Below are 16,680 nucleotides of genomic sequence, written 5' to 3'. Positions count from 1 at the left end.
TCAAGGCAGGTCCTCGATCATGAGCCTCGCTCAAGTCAACAACGTGCTCAGCTCCACGACTGTGCTCAATTCCACAATCCGCTCAGTTCCACGACTGACATGAAGCGCATGTCATCGCATGGATCCTTCGGCCTCATGACGTTCCCAGCCCGGCTTCCAGCTGAGCTGCATGTCATACGCGCTGTTCCAGAACATGTATTCATGCTCCACTCCGGTGACGAACACATCGATGAGCCGATCCATGCCAACATCGGATATGCCCGCGGCAAGTCTGTCTATCGTCTGCAGCAGCCACACGGAACTCTGCCAGAATTCTTCCGAGGAATACATATCGACCCAGGTCCTGTATGGGTTTGCTGCCAGCGCATCTCCGGTTTCGAGGCTGATGCGGGTCCCGTAGTCGGCATAGACCCATGCGCACGGCAGGACTGCGACGAGAATGTCCAGCACCGGCCTTGAGTAGGCGATCGCAAGGATATTCGATGTGTAGGCTCGGGCGAATGCCGACTGTCTGGCGCTTCGGATCTCGTCTGCGCCAATGCCATACTGCCTTGCGTATACCTCGTGGACCGAGCTGCGTTCCTTCGCGATTGCACTCAGGATCCCAACCATGTGCTCGGCGACCTCCTCATCATCGGTCTTCGACAGGATCAGGGCATGCACCTTCGCATAGTCGTTGAGATAGAGGTAATCCTGAAGCATATAGAAGGTGAAGCGGGAGCGCGAGAGTCCGCCGCTTCGAAGATCTCGAATGAACGGCTGGCAGTAGCCTTCCTCCCAGACCTGCCTGGCGGCATCGTAGAGGCGCGTCGCAATCGCGCAATCGGGAAGGTTCCTGATCGGCGTGCTGAAATCAGCGAAGTGCTCGATGCCCTTCAGCGAGGCGGTTGGTGTTTCATCGGCCTTGCAGGCCGTGACGGACGTTACGGCCTTGGCAGCCTTGGCAGGCTTGGCGGCATTCGTATCCGATTTGGCGAAGGCTTCGCCTGATGGTGCTGCATATGACATGGAAATCCCTTGGATAAGATATTGATGCTTATAGAATGTTTGGCGCATCGGAAAAATCCCTCAATGTGCCGGTGGCAATCTGCCCGATGCTCGTCCAGTCTTTGTCCGACGAGGCATCGTACATTGCCCAGGCGTTCATGCCCACTGACCGAGCTGAGCGGATACCGGGCAGAATGTCTTCGAAGACCGTGCAGGACTCGGGTCTGACCCCAAGCCTTGTTGCCGCGAGCAGATAGATGTCGGCATGTTCCTTGCCCTTGCCGTTGTCATCGCCCGCGCTGCATTGAATATGGAAATATGGCTTCAGACCTGCGTGCTCCAATGCCGGCTCTCTCAGGCTTGCAGGAAGCGTGGTGGCGATTGCGAGTCTGGCTCCGGTCTCATGTAGATGGCGTACATACGAAAGCGCATGCGGCTTGGGAACGACGGTATGCGCGTATTCATAGGCTGCCATGCGATTCCATATCGCCATCAGCTCCTCAGCAGTGTCAGGAAGGTCGAAGCGTTTCTTCGCATATTCGGCAATCTCCCGGAACTGCATCGCAGCGACCGCCGTGGAGAAGTCGTCGGGGCACCGAATGCCACGCTCCCTGAAGAACCGCGCGTCCATGGCATCCCACACTCCCATGGAATCGAGCAAGGTGCCGTCAAGGTCGAAGATCGCCGCCTTCCCCTCGTTGGGCAAGGTCGGTCCAGAAACGGACTTCGACGCGTCTGACCGCTCCGGGGTGGAATCGGCCGTGAAAGAACTCGCTGCGATGCTCGAGGATGTCTCCTCGGTCATTCTGGATCTGCCCTGCATGGTCTCTCCTTGACATAGCCTGCTGCATTACTGCCATCTTCGCGGGCAGTAATTGAGAAGTGATTGAAATTGGACGAGGCGCTCACTGATGACTGGTTCGTCTACTCGCCGTCCACGTCCCGGCTGGGACTGCCGCCGACCACGGAATCCTTAAGACCATGCTCGTATACATCCCAGAAATGGTTGGTGGGCCCGTTTCCCCTGCCCAGCATGAGCGCGTGCTCTATCGCTACGGTCACATAGCGCTTCGCCCGGGCAATCGCCTGGTTCCGCCCATATCCGAGCGCGAGTTGCGCAGCGATCGCCGAGGAATAGGTGCATCCGGTCCCATGGGTGTTCTTGGTGGGTATGCGCGCAGTCGTGAATTCGTGGAATCCTTCGCCGTCGAACAGAATGTCCTTGGCGTCGCCTTGGGCGTGGCCGCCCTTGACCAGCACGCTTCTGCACCCCATCTTCTGTATGAGCCGAGCGGCCTCTCGCTGGGAATCCAGGTCATCGATGCCGATGCCGCAGATTCTTTCGGCCTCAGGTATGTTGGGCGTCAGCACATCGGCATGGGGAATGACCGTATCGATCAGCGTATCGATGCAGTCCGGATCCATGAGGGCGGCGCCGTTCTTGGCATACATGACCGGATCGATCACCACATGCTCCGGCCTGTATTGGTCGAGCTTGTCAGCGACCGCATGCATGATTTGCGGGCTGTCGAGCATGCCGATCTTGACGGCCCTTGGCACGATGTCCTCGAACACGGCATCGATCTGATCCCTGATGATCTTCACATCGATGTTCTGGACGCTGATGACCCTCGCCGTATTCTCCGCGACGACCGATGTGATTACGGATTCCGCATAGACGCCATTGGCACTCATGGCCTTCACATCTGCCTGCACTCCGGCACCGCCAGAGCAGTCAGATCCTGCGATCGTCAGCACGGGAACCAAATGCGTTCCCTCATACGAGGCCATCACCGGGCCTTGCCCGGCTGCCTCTGGATTATTGATTCGTTCCGTGGCGTTCTCCACCATCGTTCCTCCCTACGCTGGTATTAACCAACAGGTTCTAAGGGTCAGGCACATGCCTATCTCAACTCGAAATGAGTTCCCCTGCAACTTGCGACGCTTCGAAGCTAACCCGCGACACAGACAAGACTGCGAGGCCTAGGAATCGTCGCTTCACCGACGCAAGGTGGAATCAAGCCTTCCGCTGGTCAGCTCTGCGGCCCTGCCATGGGAAGAATCACGCCGGAAACCATCAGGATCGCAACCAGTACGGCGACGACGATTCGATAGATGGCGAAGCCCTTGTACGAGAATGTCGAAATGATCTTGAGGAATGCGATGATGACCATGTACCCGACGATGAAACTCACGAGAGTCGCGCAAATCGTGGCACCCCAGCCAGGGAATCCAGGTTCGGAGGATGCGTCGCCCAAGGCCTTGACGGTTTCCAGGACCGCGGCGCCGAACACGGCAGGAATAGCCATGAGGAAGCTGACTCTGGCAGCCGCCTCGCGCGTATACCCCATGGCGCGGCCGAAGGTGATCGTACCGCCTGACCGCGAAACGCCTGGGATAAGGGCAAGCATCTGTCCAAGTCCGAAGATCGCGGCTTCCTTCATGTTCATGTCATCAAGAGTCTTGATCTGCCTGCTTTTCGCATCGAAGTACCACAGCAGCAGGCCGAATATGATGAGCACGGAAACCGTGATCCACAGATTGCGAAGACTCGTCTCGATGCGCTTTTGGAACAGCACCCCTGCGATCACTATCGGCAGGGTGCCCACGATGATGTACCAGCCCATGGAGGCATCCTTGTCGCCAGACCCAAGACGGCTGTGCATGTCCTTGCCATTGGTGCCGATAAGGCAGCGGTACCAATGGGAGAGAATCCTTGCAATGTCATGACGGAAATACAGCAGAACCGCGGATTCCGTGCCTATCTGAATGATTGCGGTGAAGGCGGCTCCTGGATCGTCTCCGAGAAGAGCTCCAATGATGCGGATGTGCGCACTTGAAGAAACAGGCAGGAATTCAGTCAATCCCTGAATGATGCCGAAAAAAATCGCTTCGAAGAAATTCATAAAGCCTCGTATTGCTGATTGACGAATATGGACATTCCAAATCAAAAGGATACATATACCGCAGGCAATGCGTCCTCATGGGCTCATTGTCGCGCAGAATGCCCACAATGAACGTAAGAATACTACCAAGGAGGTTCCAATATGGCGACATATCGCAAAAGCCGCGCGCATGCTCCGGCCGGCTTCTTTGAATGCGAGGGAAAGGGCCTGAAATGGCTGGGAGAGGCACAATCCCAAGGCGGGCCCCGTGTGGTCGACGTGTATGACTGGGGCAGGGACTATCTCGACATCGAGCGTGTCGACTCAACCTCGCCGACTCCCAAGGCCGCGTACGACTTTGGCGCTGCGCTGGCACACATGCACGACGCAGGTGCCGACCATTTCGGCTCGGCTCCCCGCGACTACTCAGGAACCTGCTACTTCGGACCATTGCAGGATCCGGTTCCGATGGACACTGGCTCCTGGGACACTCCTGCAGAGTACTATGCCGAAGGCCGTCTGCTCCCGATGGTTCGCATGGGCATCGACCGCAGGGCTCTCAACGAGAGCGACCTGCGCCTGACCGAAGAGATCGTCGAGGCTCTTCCCGATCTTCTGGGAGCGGCCAAGGATGACGGTCCATCCCGCGTGCACGGTGACCTATGGAGTGGGAATCTGATGTGGACGGCAGATGGCGGAGAAACGCAAGCGGTTCTGATCGATCCTGCGGCTCACGGAGGTCATCGCGAAGAGGACCTCGCGATGCTGCATCTTTTCGGCGCCTCGTACCTCGAACAGATCGTCGACGGATATCAGTCAGTGCATCGGCTGGCATCCGGTTTCCAGCAGAGATACACCTTGTGGCAGCTCTATCCCATAGCCGGCCACTGCGTGTTCTTCGGCGGTGGCTATGTGAGCGAGTATCGCTCCATGTGCCGTTCGCTGCTTGGACAGCTCCGATGACCCGCTGGCTTCTGCGACCATTGTTCTACGTCGGGAACTGAGGTTGCCGAGTTTTGCGGCAATTTCACAGTAATGGGCATAAATTCTGGCTGATTTTCAAGTGAAAACGGCAGAAAATCAGGAATGAAGCCACACACTTGCCGCAAAACTCGCAATCTCATCAGTTTTCATGCCTGTGATGGCCTCTCTGCGGCAAAACTCAGCCGAGGGCGTCCTTGATTCGGCCGAAGAGTCCCTTGCGGCCCTTTGGCTTCGGACGCGATCTTCCGGTGGTGTGGTGGGCATCCGCATCGTGAAGCTTCGCGAATTCCATCATCAGCTTCTCTTCCCTATCGCTGAGCTTGGTCGGCGTGTCGACGACCATGTGGGCAACCAGGTTCCCACGCTCACTCTGGGCCCGCAGCTTCGTGACGCCAAGCCCCTTCAAGGCAATCGCATCCTCGGATTGGCATCCTGTCGGAATGCTGAGCGTCTTCTTGCCATCGAAGGTATCAATGTCGATGTCGTGGCCGAGAACTGCCCAGCTCATTGGAATCTGAATCCAGCAGTGCAGGTCGTCGCCGTCCCTGGTGTATTGAGGGTCCGGATTCACCGAGACATCGATGTAGAGGTCCCCAGCCGCTCCACCGCCTTCTCCGACCTCACCCTGAGAGGCAAGGCGGAGTCTGGAGTCATCGGTGATGCCCGCAGGTATGGTGACTCCCACATTGCGCTTGGTCTGTACGCGACCATGCCCCATGCATGTCTGGCACGGGTGCTCGATGATCGTGCCATGCCCCTCGCAACGATCGCAGGGCGCTGAGGTCATCATCTGCCCAAGCATCGTGCGAACGACCTTCTGCCTGAATCCCTGACCCTTGCAGTCCGGACAGGTAACTGGCTTCTCTCCGTTTCGGGTGCCTGCGCCACCGCAATCAGGGCACAGCCCATATGTATGAATCGAGGTATGCGCCACTCCCCCGAATATCGCGGTCTTCAAATCAATGCTGACGTGCGACAGGGCATCTCGGCCGGGCTGCGTGCGAGGAATGGGACCCTGGCCCGCAGATCCGAATCCGCCGCCGAAGAACTGCCCGAATATGTCTCCGAACCCATCGAACCCCTGCGCACCCTGGGCGAAGCTGGATGCCTGAGGATTGTTCGGATCGACACCTTGGTCGTACATCTGCTTCTTCTGCGGATCGGACAGCACGTCGTATGCGTTGTTGACTTCCTTGAACTTATCCTCGAACTCAGGTCCTGCGATGTCAGGATGATACTTGCGACTCATCTTCCTGTAGGCTCGCTTGATCTCGTCTTCGCTCGCCTCGCGGGTTACGCCAAGGACCTCGTAATAATCTGCCACTGGTGATTCTTTCTCTGTGCTTGCCGTGCAATTGTCTCATATGGCCGAACCGACCCCAAGAACTCACAAGAACTAAGGTGTGGAACCTTCGTTCCCACTCTCCTGAGCAATGCATGCCGTCAGGTATCGTGCCACCGCCTGGACTGCTGCGATCGTCGCTGCATAATCCATATGCGTGGGACCTATGGAACCTATGAAAGCCACTGGTTCCGACGTTGCCGCCCCGGATATTCCAGATGCACCAGCTGCCCCGGATTCCGGGCGCGTCCGCTCCGAGCCAGTCGCATCGACCGCGCCGTCACCACCGATTCCTCCATGCGAGAGGGAGGGGAGGGAATCTGTGTCCATATCCGTTGCCATGTCTGAACCCGACCTGTGAAGGGCATGCGGCGAAGCCGCGGCATCATCGGTCATCGGTCGAGCCATGCGCCCGTATCCACTGGTGACGACGGCGGCATGGATCAAGCCGGGAGTATGGGTCTCCGAACCTATGGCCACGCTGACTCCGTGAGACTGCCGGACCTCACTGAGTGCACTCATCAGTCTCATGAGCACGACCTGTTCCTCCAGCGCATCGAACAACGGAGCGAGTTCACTCATGTCAAAGGTTTGGCGATGCGTCAGCTGAGAGGTTCCTGCCATATAGAGCTTGCTGGATTGCTCCTCGCCTGCCATGTCTTCGAATATCTCAGCCAGCCGAGCCACGAGTGGCCGTATCTGCCGAAAGGCGCCGGACAGCGACATCGTCCGCAGAAACTCGCCTGTCCCAGACAGGGAGAAGCCCTGGCACTGCTCGTTGACCACATCCCCCAGCCGTTCGATGAGTTCCTGGGACGGAGCCTGGGAACACCGCAGGGTCCGCTGGACGACACTGCCGGTGTCGGTGATTACCACAGCCAGAAGCATCATTGGCGCGAGTGGAACGATCTCGACCCTTCTCAGCACCGATTTCGCAAGCGAGGGCGATGCCACGATCGCGACCTGTCCGGTGACCTGAGCGAGCAGCTGAGCGGCCCTGTGCAAGGTATCCTCCAGGCTCACCGAGCCGGACAGGAAGCCATCGATGCCACGACGCTGAGCGCGTGTGAGAGGAACGATCCTTGCAAGTCTGTCGACGAAATAGCGGTATCCCTTCTCCGTCGGAATCCGGCCGGCGGAGGTATGCGGCTGAACGAGGAATCCCTCGTCCTCCAACGCAGACATGTCATTGCGCACGGTCGCGGAGCTGACACCCAGATCATGCGACTTCGTCAGCGAACCGGAACCAACAGGCTCCTGGGAGCGAATGTAGTCCTCGACCACTGCCCGCAGAACAAGCATCCTTCTCGTATTCGTCATGCTCGCCTCCTCATCAGCGGTCCTACGGTCTGTGCAGATTCGTGCCTTTCCTTCCCTGGCCAGCACATACGAAAGTTCAGGCGGTGCACGAATTCAATAGCAGTATATGAAGTATTAGCACTCGCCGTGGAAGACTGCTAATTACTTCGTTGACAGCTAAGACGCCGGAAGGGGACGCCTGTCACGCTGCAAGACACACGAAACCTTGCCTTATGTGTCGTCTGCGAAAGCTAGCATGGGAGAGCAATGTGAGGGTCGCATTCGCATTGGGCACCTGCCAGATGCGAGGCCCACTAATTGGAAGGAAAGTTGATCACATATGACCGATTTTAAGTGGTCTGAGCTGGACGACCGCGCAGTCAAGATGGCAAAGGTCCTCTCTGCGGACGCGGTTGAAAAAGCAGGAAGCGGCCATCCCGGCTCCCCAATATCTCTGGCTCCAATCGCCTACACGCTCTACCAGCATTTCATCAAGCATGATCCGAATGACCCGAAGTGGGCAGGACGTGATCGTTTCATTCTCTCAGGCGGACATGCGTCGCTGACTGAATACGTCCAGCTGTTCTTCTCCGGCTATGGCCTGACCTTGGATGACCTGAAGAAGTTCCGCACCGCCGGAACCCGCACCCCCGGTCACCCGGAATACGGCTTGACGCCAGGAATCGAAATGACGACCGGTCCTCTTGGACAGGGTCTTGCCTCGGCTGTCGGCTTCGCATACGGCCAGCGCTTCCAGCGCGGTCTGCTCGATCCCGATGCTCCTGCAGGCACCTCTCCATTCGACCATAAGGTATGGGTCATCTGTGGCGAAGGCGACGTCGAAGAGGGCGTCTCGTCAGAGGCCAGCTCACTCGCCGGCAATCAGGAACTCGGCAACCTCACCGTCATCTTCGATGCCAACCACATCCAGATCGAAGGCGACACCAAGCTCGCGTTCGGCGAAGACATTCTCAAGCGCTATGAAGCCTACGGCTGGTACACCGATGAATTCAGCTTCATTCAGCCAGACGGAACCTACAAGGAAGACACCGAAGGCTTCGCCAAGGTCCTTGAAAAGGCAGAGGCAGTCACTGACCGCCCGAAGTTCATCAAGGTTGACTCGCTTATCGCATGGCCAACCCCAGGCAAGACCAATGACCCATCTTCTCATGGCTCGAAGCTCGGCAGCGAAGCTGTGGCCGGTCTCAAGAAGGTTCTCGGATACGATCCAGACAAGAGCTTCGAGGTTGACGAAGAGGCTCTTGCACACGCTCGCGAGGTCGCTCAGCGTGGTCTCGATGCTCATGCGCAGTGGGACGAGAAGTTTGAGGCTTGGAGAAACGCAAATCCGGACAAGGCAGCTCTCTACGATCGAATTCGCGAAGGCAAGCTTCCCGAGGAGTTCGACAAGGCGATCGATGAACTCGTCGACAAGTTCGAGACCGGTTCAAAGGTAGCGACACGCAAGGCTTCCGGTGCGGTCATCAATGCCATCGCAGCCGTCATGCCCGAGCTTTGGGGCGGTTCCGCCGATCTCGGCGGTTCCAACAACACCAACATCAAGGGTGCCGCCTCATTCATTCCCGCCAAGGATGCAACGGTTCAGTGGCCTGACGCCAACGAATATGGCCGTCAGCTCCACTTCGGCGTCCGTGAGTTCGCGATGGGTGCCATCACCAATGGCATTCTTCTCGGTTCCGACACCCGTCCGTTCAATGGCACCTTCTTCCAGTTCTCTGACTATGAGCGCCCTGCGGTTCGTCTCGCAGCCCTCATGGAGATTCCAAACCTCTACATCTGGACCCACGATTCCGTGGCTCTCGGTGAAGATGGTCCTACTCACCAGCCAATCGAGCATCTTGCAGCGGTTCGAGGCATTCCTCAGCTCGAAGTCGTCCGTCCAGCAGACGAGTATGAGACAGCGGAAGCCTATCGTTACTTCTTCGAGAAGGACAACACCTTCCCAACCGCTCTGATCCTCACCCGCCAAGGCGTCCCGACACTTGAGGAGACCAAGGCTAAGGCACGCGATGGCGTTCGTCGCGGCGCCTACGTTCTGGTCGACACTGACGGTGAGCCTGACGTGCTGATCATGGGTACCGGTTCCGAGGTCCAGCATGCCGTTGCAGCCGCCAAGTCTCTCGCAGACGAAGGCGTGAAGGCACGCGTCATCTCGGTCCCATCCATGGAATGGTTCGAAGAGCAGCCAGAGGAATATCGCGAAGAGATTCTTCCAGCGGACGTGAAGGCTCGAGTATCCGTCGAAGCCGGCATCGCGATGCCTTGGTACAAGTACCTCGGCACGTATGGCAAGCCCGTCTCGATCGAGAGCTTCGGCCTGCAGGGTGACGGAGACGAGAACATGCGCGATCTTGGCATTACAGCCGAGCACGTCGAGGATGCCGCAAAGGCTTCCATCGCAGCTGTCCAGGCAGCCAAGTGATTCAAGAATGTTGATGCTGGGGAGTGCGTCGGCTGACGAAGGTCAGACAGCCCACTCCCCTGCATGAATGCAGATGTTTGAAGGAAATTGTTAAGGAGCAGTAATGGCAGAAAATGAAAACACGCAGCGTACGAGCGATTCAGGCGTTTCGATCTGGCTCGACGATCTGAGCCGTACACGCATCGAATCAGGCAGCTTGCAGAAGCTCATCGCCAAGAAGAACGTCGTTGGCGTAACCACCAACCCATCCATCTTCCAGAAGGCCCTGAGCCAGGTCGGCCCATACGACGCACAGCTCAAGGAACTCGGCAAGGTAGACGTCGAGACCGCAGTGCGCGAACTGACCACAACCGATGTCCGCAATGCCACCGATATCTTCGCTGACGTCGCCAAGAGCACCGACTATGTCGATGGCCGCGTTTCCATCGAGGTCGATCCACGCTTTGCTCATGACACCGCAAAGACCGAGAAGCAGGCAGTCGAACTGTGGGAAAAGGTAGATCGTCCTAACGCAATGATCAAGATTCCTGCAACTCTTGAGGGTCTCCCAGCGATCACTTCAACGCTCGCCAAGGGCATTTCAGTGAATGTGACTCTGATCTTCTCCCTCGAGCGTTACCTGCAGGTCGCCGATGCCTTCATCGAAGGCATCGCACAGGCCGACAAGAATGGCCATGACCTGAGCCACATGGGTTCAGTCGCCTCATTCTTCGTCTCCCGCGTCGATACCGCCGTTGACAAGCTTCTCGAAGCCAATGGCTCCGACGAGGCCAAGGCACTCGAAGGCAAGGCAGCCGTTGCAAACGCTCGCCTCGCTTACGAGCTCTTCGAAAAGAAGTTCGCCGAGGATCCACGTTGGGCCGATCTCGAGGCCAAGGGTGCCAAGAAGCAGCGTCCTCTGTGGGCTTCGACCGGTACCAAGAACCCTGCATACTCTGATTGCAAGTATGTCGACGAGCTCGTCGCCAAGGACATCGTGAACACCATGCCTGAGAAGACGCTTGACGCCCTCGCAGCGCACGGTGATGGCAAGCCTTCCATCGTAGATACCTATGAGGAAAGCCACGAAGTCATGAACAAGCTCGCCGAGCTTGGCATCAGCATCAAGGAAGTCACCGACAAGCTTGAGGCCGATGGCGTCGCCGCGTTCATCAAGTCCTGGGACTCCGTCCTCAGCGACGTTCAGTCCGGCATCGATCGCGTGAACGCCTGATACGACCTGATCGCCTGGCGATTCGATTCAAATGCATGCACTGGTTCATTCCGGTGCATGCATTTTTTCTTTGCTCTCATCCGAGCCAAGCCGATCTGAAAGCCTGACAGGATATGCGCGCGATGCAGCGCGCATGCCGCTCCCCTCGAATGTATGCTTCGCCGTGTAGACTCTTGCGAGTCTTCCAAGCCACAGTGCTGCACTGCAGGCGCATCGTCGTCGATGACGCTCGGAGTATGCAACCCACACCAATACAGAAAGGCCCTCGCGGTACGCCTATGTACTCTCTGCTTCTGTCCATCATCTACATCGCATTCGTCAGTCTTGGACTTCCTGATTCTCTCGTCGGCGCCGGCTGGCCAGTGATGCATGCGGACCTGGGCGTCCCGGTCTCGTGTGCGGGCATGCTGACCATGATCATTGCGGCCTGCACCATCCTTTCCAGCCTCGCCTCGGAAAGACTTACCCGACGCTTCGGAGCCGGTATGGTGACAGCCTTCAGCGTCGGACTCACTGCAGCAGCGCTTATGGGCTTCTCCACCTCGCATTCCTTCCTCGTTCTGTGTCTGTGGGCGATTCCTTACGGACTTGGCGCTGGTGCGGTCGATGCCGCACTCAACAACTATGTCGCCCTGCACTATGCTGCTCGTCATATGAACTGGCTGCATAGCTTCTGGGGACTGGGAGCCTCGATAAGCCCATTCATCATGAGCTTCGCCCTATCAACTGATCTGGGCTGGCCGAGGGCATACCGCATCATCGGACTCATTCAGGCAGTGCTCACGGTGTGCTTGCTGGCAAGCCTTCCACTGTGGAAGAAGGTTAATCCTGAACCCCCAAGAAGGTCCTCGATCTCAAAGGAATCAACGTCGTCGGATGCTTCGAAGGCAGATTCCACGCACCGGCCGGACGAACATGTTACGCTCATGCAGGCTGTCCGAATCCCCGGCGTGATACCAGTGCTCCTGGCGTTCTTTGCATACTGCGGATTGGAGGCGACATCCATGCTCTGGTCGTCCACGTATCTTGTGTCCAGCCGCGGAGTCGATGCAGCGACGGCAGCGGCATTCGCTTCACTATTTCTGCTGGGAATCACCGTTGGACGCTTTCTGGCTGGCTTCTTCGCCGATAGGATCGGAGATAGGCTGCTTATCCGATACGGCTTCGCAACCGTCGCCGCAGGTGCCGTCATGATCGCGCTACCAATCCAGACCACGGTTCTTGCTCTCGCCGGTCTTATGATCGCAGGGCTTGGTTCCGCCCCAATCTATCCTGCCATCATCCATTCGACGCCACTGCATTTCGGCGAAGGTAACTCTCAGGCGATCATCGGCATCGAAATGGCGTCGGCCTATGTCGGTTCGACTCTGGCACCCCCACTGTTCGGAGCGCTTTCGGCGTGGTTGGGAATGTGGCTGTTCCCGATCTACATAGCTCTGTTCGTCGCTCTGGGCTTGGCGATGTCCGAATCCCTCAACCGAATCAAGCGTCGATCGGCAGTTCGGAAAGACTAACGTCCGAGCTTCGGCTGACAGCAGCTGTCAGGAGACAGACGGCGAGCGGCATGACCTTGTAGCATAAACACTGTCACAAGCACAGTCATAGACACAGCGACACCACCCTCGGATTCGATGCGGTTCAGCAATGACTGAACCCCGGCTATCCTGCCGGGGTTCAGTGTAAAGGACTGGTTCAAGGTCTGCCATAGCTCTCAATCGAATGCTGGGAGAGCATCGGAAAGCACCTTGGTTCTTGGATCTAGGATTGTAAGGCCTATGGGTCTTAAGGCTTTAGGATCCTAGATAAGGCCGAAGCGCTTCATCACGCCAAGCGCGATGATGATCACGACCCATGTGATGGCGACGATGACGGTAAGTCTGTTAAGGTTCTTCTCTGCAACGCCTGAAGTACCGGCATTGGAACTGATGCCGCCGCCGAACATATCGGAGAGACCACCGCCCTTGCCCTTATGCATGAGAATGAGCAAAGTCAACAGAATGCTGGCAATAACCACGATGGCTTGCAAAACAATCTTCAGTATGGTCACGTGAACCTCCACCTTTAATCAACTAGAACAACAATACAGCATGCTCGGGAATAAAACCCGTGAAATCATTCACGAGCAGCGACTTTTTCAGCTATTCGTGCGATATTGGCGAATTCAGCGACATCCAGGGAGGCTCCTCCGACCAGGAAGCCGTCGACATCCTGCTCTCCGAGCAACTGTGCGGCATTCTTGGCGGTGACCGAACCACCATAGATGATGCGGACGGACTGAGCGACATGCGTGCCGAAGGTCAACCGGATATGATCCCGAATCGCCCGCGCAGCATCCTGCGCCGATTCTGGAGTGGCGACCATGCCGCTGCCTATGGCCCACACAGGTTCATAGCCTATGATCAGTCTCTTTGTCTCGTCCTCGGACAGATCGCGGGTCACATCATGGACCTGACCGACTGCGAATTCGAGCTCAATGCCCTGCCGACGTTCCTCGAAGCTCTCCCCCACGCATAGTATCGGCTGCATTCCGGCTGCGAGCACCGCCCTCACCTGATCGACGATGTTCGCGTCATCTTCAGGGTGATACTTCCTGCGCTCTGAATGGCCGACGATCACATATGAGCAGCCGAGATGCGCTATCATGTCCGCCGAGACATCACCGGTGAACGCCCCCTGGGAGGTCACGGAAACGGCCTGAGCGCCATATTTCAGATGCAGATTGTCTGCCTCGACGAGCACCTGCACGCTTCTCAGCGATGTGAATGAAGGGAACAGGGCGACTTCGCACCGTTTATAGTCAAAATGGGCGTCTCGCAAGGTCCAGGCAAGCTTCTGCACGAAATAGGTAGCCTCGAGGTGGTCGAAGTTCATCTTCCAATTGCCTGCCACCAGTGGTTTGCGTGCCATCGCCGCAGCCTTCCTTCCGGTCAAGATCGGTAACGCTCAAGTGTAGGGCGCTGATATGAACGAAACGGACGCAACCGTGTTCGATCGCGTCCGATTCGTGGCGGGATTCCTGCTTACTCGAGAACCTTGAGTCCAGGAAGTTCCTTGCCTTCGAGGAACTCCAACGAGGCACCGCCACCGGTTGAGATGTGCGAGAAGCCATCCTCCGGGAAACCGAGATTGCGCACTGCAGAGGCTGAATCGCCGCCGCCGACGATGGTGAAGGCACCAGCCTTGGTCGCATCAACGAGCCCCTGTGCGACAGCCTTGGTACCTGCTGCGAATGCCGGGAACTCGAATACGCCCATGGGTCCGTTCCATACGACCGTCTTGGAATCGACGATCTTGTCGTGGAAGAGCTTCTGCGAATCCGGACCGATGTCCAGACCCATCTTGTCCGCTGGAATTGAATCGGCAGCGACCGTGGTGTGCGGTGAATCCGCCGCGAACTTGTCTGCAACGACGATATCGGTCGGCAGAACGAGCTCAACCCCATTCTGCTTCGCTTCTTCGATATATCCCTTGACGACGTCGATCTGATCCTCTTCCAAGAGGGAAGTTCCGACTTCGTAGCCCTGAGCCTTGAGGAATGTATAGACCATGCCACCGCCGATGATGAGACGGTTTGCATTGCCCAGCAGATTCTTGATGACGCCAAGCTTGTCGGAAACCTTCGATCCGCCAAGTACGACCGTCAAAGGACGCTCGGGGTTGACCGTTGCATGCGAAAGTGCCTTGACTTCCTTCTCGACCAACAGACCTGCCGCCGATGGAAGATCTGCTGCGACGTCGTAGTTCGAGCCCTGTGCACGATGGACGACGCCAAAGCCGTCGGAGACGAATACTTCACCGAGAGCTGCGATCTTCTTGGCATAGGCGGCACGGCCAGCCTCGTCCTTGCTGGTCTCTTCAGGATTGAAACGAACATTCTCGAGCAACAGCACGTCGCCGTCCTTGAGCGCTGCAACCTTGCTCTGGGCATCCTCGCCATAGGTGTCCGATGCCAGCGGAACTTCGATGCCGAGCAGCTCGCCGAGACGCTTGGCGACGGGGGCCAGGCTCAGCTCAGGAACGACCTTGCCCTTTGGACGGCCAAGATGTGCCATCACAATGACCTTGGCGCCATCCTTGCGAAGGGTTTCGATAGTCGGCAGAGCGGCCTTGATACGCCCATCATCAGTGATGTCAGTGCCTTTGAGCGGAACGTTGAAATCAGCTCGAACCAGAACACGCTTGCCTTGCAGATCTCCAAGGTCCTTGAGTGTCTTCATAAACTATCCTTTCTCGCCGTGCTCATCGAAATCGCCTTATACCAACGATTCCGCCTCACGCACGAACAGTGGTTTACATCGCATAACAGTTCACAGACTACAAGGGGCAACGAACAATGCACCCGCACATTCCCCAGTCTGAATGTTGCGTCGAATGGACGAGACGCAGCCGGAAAATCAATGCTTCTGCGCCAAACGTTCCCGAGGAATGGGACCACCGAGTCAGTCGACCGCCCGGTTGTTCTGGGCCTGCTGCTTCTCGATCTTGCCGGCGAGCTGCAGAAGTCTGCGTATGCGACCAGCGATGGCATCCTTGGTAACAGGCGGATCGGCCAGACGGCCCAGCTCCTCAAGGCTTGCATCGCGATGATCGAGTCTGAGCTGACCCGCGGCACGCAGATTGTCAGGGATGTCCTTGCCGAGGATCTGGAAGGCCTTCGTGACCTTTTCACTGGCCTCGACCGCTGCCTTCGCGCTTCTACGCATGTTCGCGTCATCGAAGTTAGCGAGTCTATTGGCCTTGCCACGGGACTCCCCATCGCTGCGCTTGCCCGTCCATTCCCGGGCGCAATGCGGAGCGCCGATGAGGTTGAGCATGCGCTCGATCGCATCGGGGTCGCGAAGCGTGACGCGCTCGGAGCTACGCACCTGGCGAGCTCGTGCGTTGATTCCAAGACGACGTGCGGCGCCAACGAGAGCCAAGGCGGCTTCGGATCCGGGGCATACGATCTCAAGATAGCTTGCCTTGCCTGGGTCGGAGAGCTCTCCGTGCGCCAGGAATGCGCCACGCCATGCAGCCTTGATCTGCGCTATGTTGCCGCCGATTATTTCGGCAGGCAGGCCACGCACCGGGCGCTTGCGCCGATCGAGCAATCCCGTCTGCAAGGCCAGAGCCCCGCCAGCGCGAAGCACTCTGACCGAATATCTCACGACCGTACCCGACGGAGTCTGACGCGTGACCTCGATCACATCCGATTCATGTCCGTAGACTTCCTGAATCGCGGTTTGCAACCACTGCGCAGCGTCACGAGAATCAAACTGGGCTTCCACAACGATATGTCGTTGTACAAGATGAAGCCCGCCGCCGAAGCGAATCATCGTTGCGGCCTGCGCCTTCTTCGCTGCAGGTAGTTCGTTGTCGATCGCGGCGAGTTCGCTTTTGACATCATCCAGTAGAGCCAACAGCTAACCTCCTACAGTTAATTCCTTGACCTTGGCTAAAATTTTTGGTTTCTTCCCGAAACCTACCGGCTATCTGTGATACAGAATATCTTGGACATTTCCTCAGGCCATTCACATGGACAAACCGG

14 protein-coding genes and 1 riboswitch are annotated in these 16,680 nt (G+C 57.4%); of the genes, 4 read left to right on the top strand and 10 right to left on the bottom strand.

Annotation, left to right across the window (positions count from 1 at the left end; genetic code table 11):
- Positions 1-111 precede the first annotated feature (111 nt).
- The 4 genes from tenA to uppP all read right to left on the bottom strand — a co-directional run bounded on the left by tenA (position 112) and on the right by uppP (position 3,893).
- Positions 112-1,008: a thiaminase II gene (tenA, locus tag QN062_RS00555; protein ID WP_369341706.1), complete on the bottom strand. Its 897-nt coding sequence runs from the start codon at positions 1,006-1,008 to the stop codon at positions 112-114.
- A 28-nt stretch (positions 1,009-1,036) separates the two neighbouring features.
- On the bottom strand, positions 1,037-1,636 hold the full coding sequence (locus tag QN062_RS00550; protein WP_369342479.1) for an HAD family hydrolase: 600 nt from the start codon (positions 1,634-1,636) through the stop codon (positions 1,037-1,039).
- Between the two features lie 275 nt (positions 1,637-1,911).
- Positions 1,912-2,838, bottom strand: a complete 927-nt coding sequence (gene thiD / locus QN062_RS00545) for a bifunctional hydroxymethylpyrimidine kinase/phosphomethylpyrimidine kinase (protein WP_369341705.1) — start codon at positions 2,836-2,838, stop codon at positions 1,912-1,914.
- Positions 2,828-2,928, bottom strand: a riboswitch (TPP riboswitch). Its footprint overlaps the gene before it by 11 nt.
- Positions 2,929-3,020: 92 nt before the next feature.
- Entirely contained in the window at positions 3,021-3,893 is an 873-nt protein-coding gene (gene uppP, locus QN062_RS00540) for an undecaprenyl-diphosphatase UppP (RefSeq protein WP_369341704.1), read from the bottom strand.
- Between the two features lie 141 nt (positions 3,894-4,034).
- Between uppP and QN062_RS00535 the strand changes: the two genes are divergently transcribed.
- Positions 4,035-4,835, top strand: a complete 801-nt coding sequence (locus QN062_RS00535; protein ID WP_369341703.1) for a fructosamine kinase family protein — start codon at positions 4,035-4,037, stop codon at positions 4,833-4,835.
- A gap of 199 nt (positions 4,836-5,034) precedes the next feature.
- Here QN062_RS00535 and dnaJ read toward each other — a convergent pair whose 3' ends face one another.
- Positions 5,035-6,180, bottom strand: a complete 1,146-nt coding sequence (gene dnaJ, locus QN062_RS00530; RefSeq protein WP_369341702.1) for a molecular chaperone DnaJ — start codon at positions 6,178-6,180, stop codon at positions 5,035-5,037.
- Between the two features lie 72 nt (positions 6,181-6,252).
- Positions 6,253-7,518: a heat-inducible transcriptional repressor HrcA gene (gene hrcA, locus QN062_RS00525; protein WP_369341701.1), complete on the bottom strand. Its 1,266-nt coding sequence runs from the start codon at positions 7,516-7,518 to the stop codon at positions 6,253-6,255.
- Between the two features lie 319 nt (positions 7,519-7,837).
- On the opposite strand from hrcA, the gene tkt reads away from it, so the two are divergent.
- The 3 genes from tkt to QN062_RS00510 all read left to right on the top strand — a co-directional run bounded on the left by tkt (position 7,838) and on the right by QN062_RS00510 (position 12,667).
- The gene (gene tkt / locus QN062_RS00520; protein WP_369341700.1) at positions 7,838-9,940 is read left to right on the top strand and encodes a transketolase; all 2,103 of its coding nucleotides are present in this window, start codon (positions 7,838-7,840) and stop codon (positions 9,938-9,940) included.
- A gap of 103 nt (positions 9,941-10,043) precedes the next feature.
- The gene (tal, locus tag QN062_RS00515; RefSeq protein WP_369341699.1) at positions 10,044-11,153 is read left to right on the top strand and encodes a transaldolase; all 1,110 of its coding nucleotides are present in this window, start codon (positions 10,044-10,046) and stop codon (positions 11,151-11,153) included.
- 278 nt (positions 11,154-11,431) lie between these two features.
- Complete coding sequence (locus QN062_RS00510; protein WP_369341698.1) at positions 11,432-12,667, top strand: sugar MFS transporter; 1,236 nt, start codon at positions 11,432-11,434, stop codon at positions 12,665-12,667.
- A gap of 284 nt (positions 12,668-12,951) precedes the next feature.
- Here the strand turns inward: QN062_RS00510 and secG are convergent, their stop codons facing one another.
- The 4 genes from secG to whiA form a co-directional block, all read right to left on the bottom strand.
- Positions 12,952-13,200: a preprotein translocase subunit SecG gene (gene secG / locus QN062_RS00505; protein WP_094694005.1), complete on the bottom strand. Its 249-nt coding sequence runs from the start codon at positions 13,198-13,200 to the stop codon at positions 12,952-12,954.
- Positions 13,201-13,265: 65 nt separating this feature from the next.
- Positions 13,266-14,060, bottom strand: a complete 795-nt coding sequence (tpiA, locus tag QN062_RS00500; protein ID WP_369341697.1) for a triose-phosphate isomerase — start codon at positions 14,058-14,060, stop codon at positions 13,266-13,268.
- A 113-nt stretch (positions 14,061-14,173) separates the two neighbouring features.
- Positions 14,174-15,370, bottom strand: coding sequence for a phosphoglycerate kinase (locus tag QN062_RS00495; protein ID WP_369341696.1), 1,197 nt, complete (start codon positions 15,368-15,370; stop codon positions 14,174-14,176).
- A 222-nt stretch (positions 15,371-15,592) separates the two neighbouring features.
- The gene (gene whiA, locus QN062_RS00490) at positions 15,593-16,552 is read right to left on the bottom strand and encodes a DNA-binding protein WhiA (protein WP_369341695.1); all 960 of its coding nucleotides are present in this window, start codon (positions 16,550-16,552) and stop codon (positions 15,593-15,595) included.
- Between the last annotated feature and the right edge of the window lie 128 nt (positions 16,553-16,680).

Origin of the sequence: Bifidobacterium sp. WK012_4_13, assembly GCF_041080835.1 — a bacterium.
In the GTDB taxonomy this organism is placed as follows: domain Bacteria; phylum Actinomycetota; class Actinomycetes; order Actinomycetales; family Bifidobacteriaceae; genus Bombiscardovia; species Bombiscardovia fermentum.
This window is presented reverse-complemented; position numbering and strand designations above follow the sequence as displayed.

Excerpts from the sequence above, each read along its gene's own strand:
- thiD (WP_369341705.1), bottom strand. The coding sequence starts at position 2,838 with ATGGTGGAGAACGCCACGGAACGAATCAATAATCCAGAGGCAGCCGGG.
- QN062_RS00510 (WP_369341698.1), top strand. The coding sequence starts at position 11,432 with ATGTACTCTCTGCTTCTGTCCATCATCTACATCGCATTCGTCAGTCTT.
- hrcA (WP_369341701.1), bottom strand. The coding sequence starts at position 7,518 with ATGACGAATACGAGAAGGATGCTTGTTCTGCGGGCAGTGGTCGAGGAC.
- QN062_RS00495 (WP_369341696.1), bottom strand. The coding sequence starts at position 15,370 with ATGAAGACACTCAAGGACCTTGGAGATCTGCAAGGCAAGCGTGTTCTG.
- tenA (WP_369341706.1), bottom strand. The coding sequence starts at position 1,008 with ATGTCATATGCAGCACCATCAGGCGAAGCCTTCGCCAAATCGGATACG.
- uppP (WP_369341704.1), bottom strand. The coding sequence starts at position 3,893 with ATGAATTTCTTCGAAGCGATTTTTTTCGGCATCATTCAGGGATTGACT.
- tpiA (WP_369341697.1), bottom strand. The coding sequence starts at position 14,060 with ATGGCACGCAAACCACTGGTGGCAGGCAATTGGAAGATGAACTTCGAC.
- tal (WP_369341699.1), top strand. The coding sequence starts at position 10,044 with ATGGCAGAAAATGAAAACACGCAGCGTACGAGCGATTCAGGCGTTTCG.
- QN062_RS00550 (WP_369342479.1), bottom strand. The coding sequence starts at position 1,636 with ATGGGAGTGTGGGATGCCATGGACGCGCGGTTCTTCAGGGAGCGTGGC.
- QN062_RS00535 (WP_369341703.1), top strand. The coding sequence starts at position 4,035 with ATGGCGACATATCGCAAAAGCCGCGCGCATGCTCCGGCCGGCTTCTTT.
- tkt (WP_369341700.1), top strand. The coding sequence starts at position 7,838 with ATGACCGATTTTAAGTGGTCTGAGCTGGACGACCGCGCAGTCAAGATG.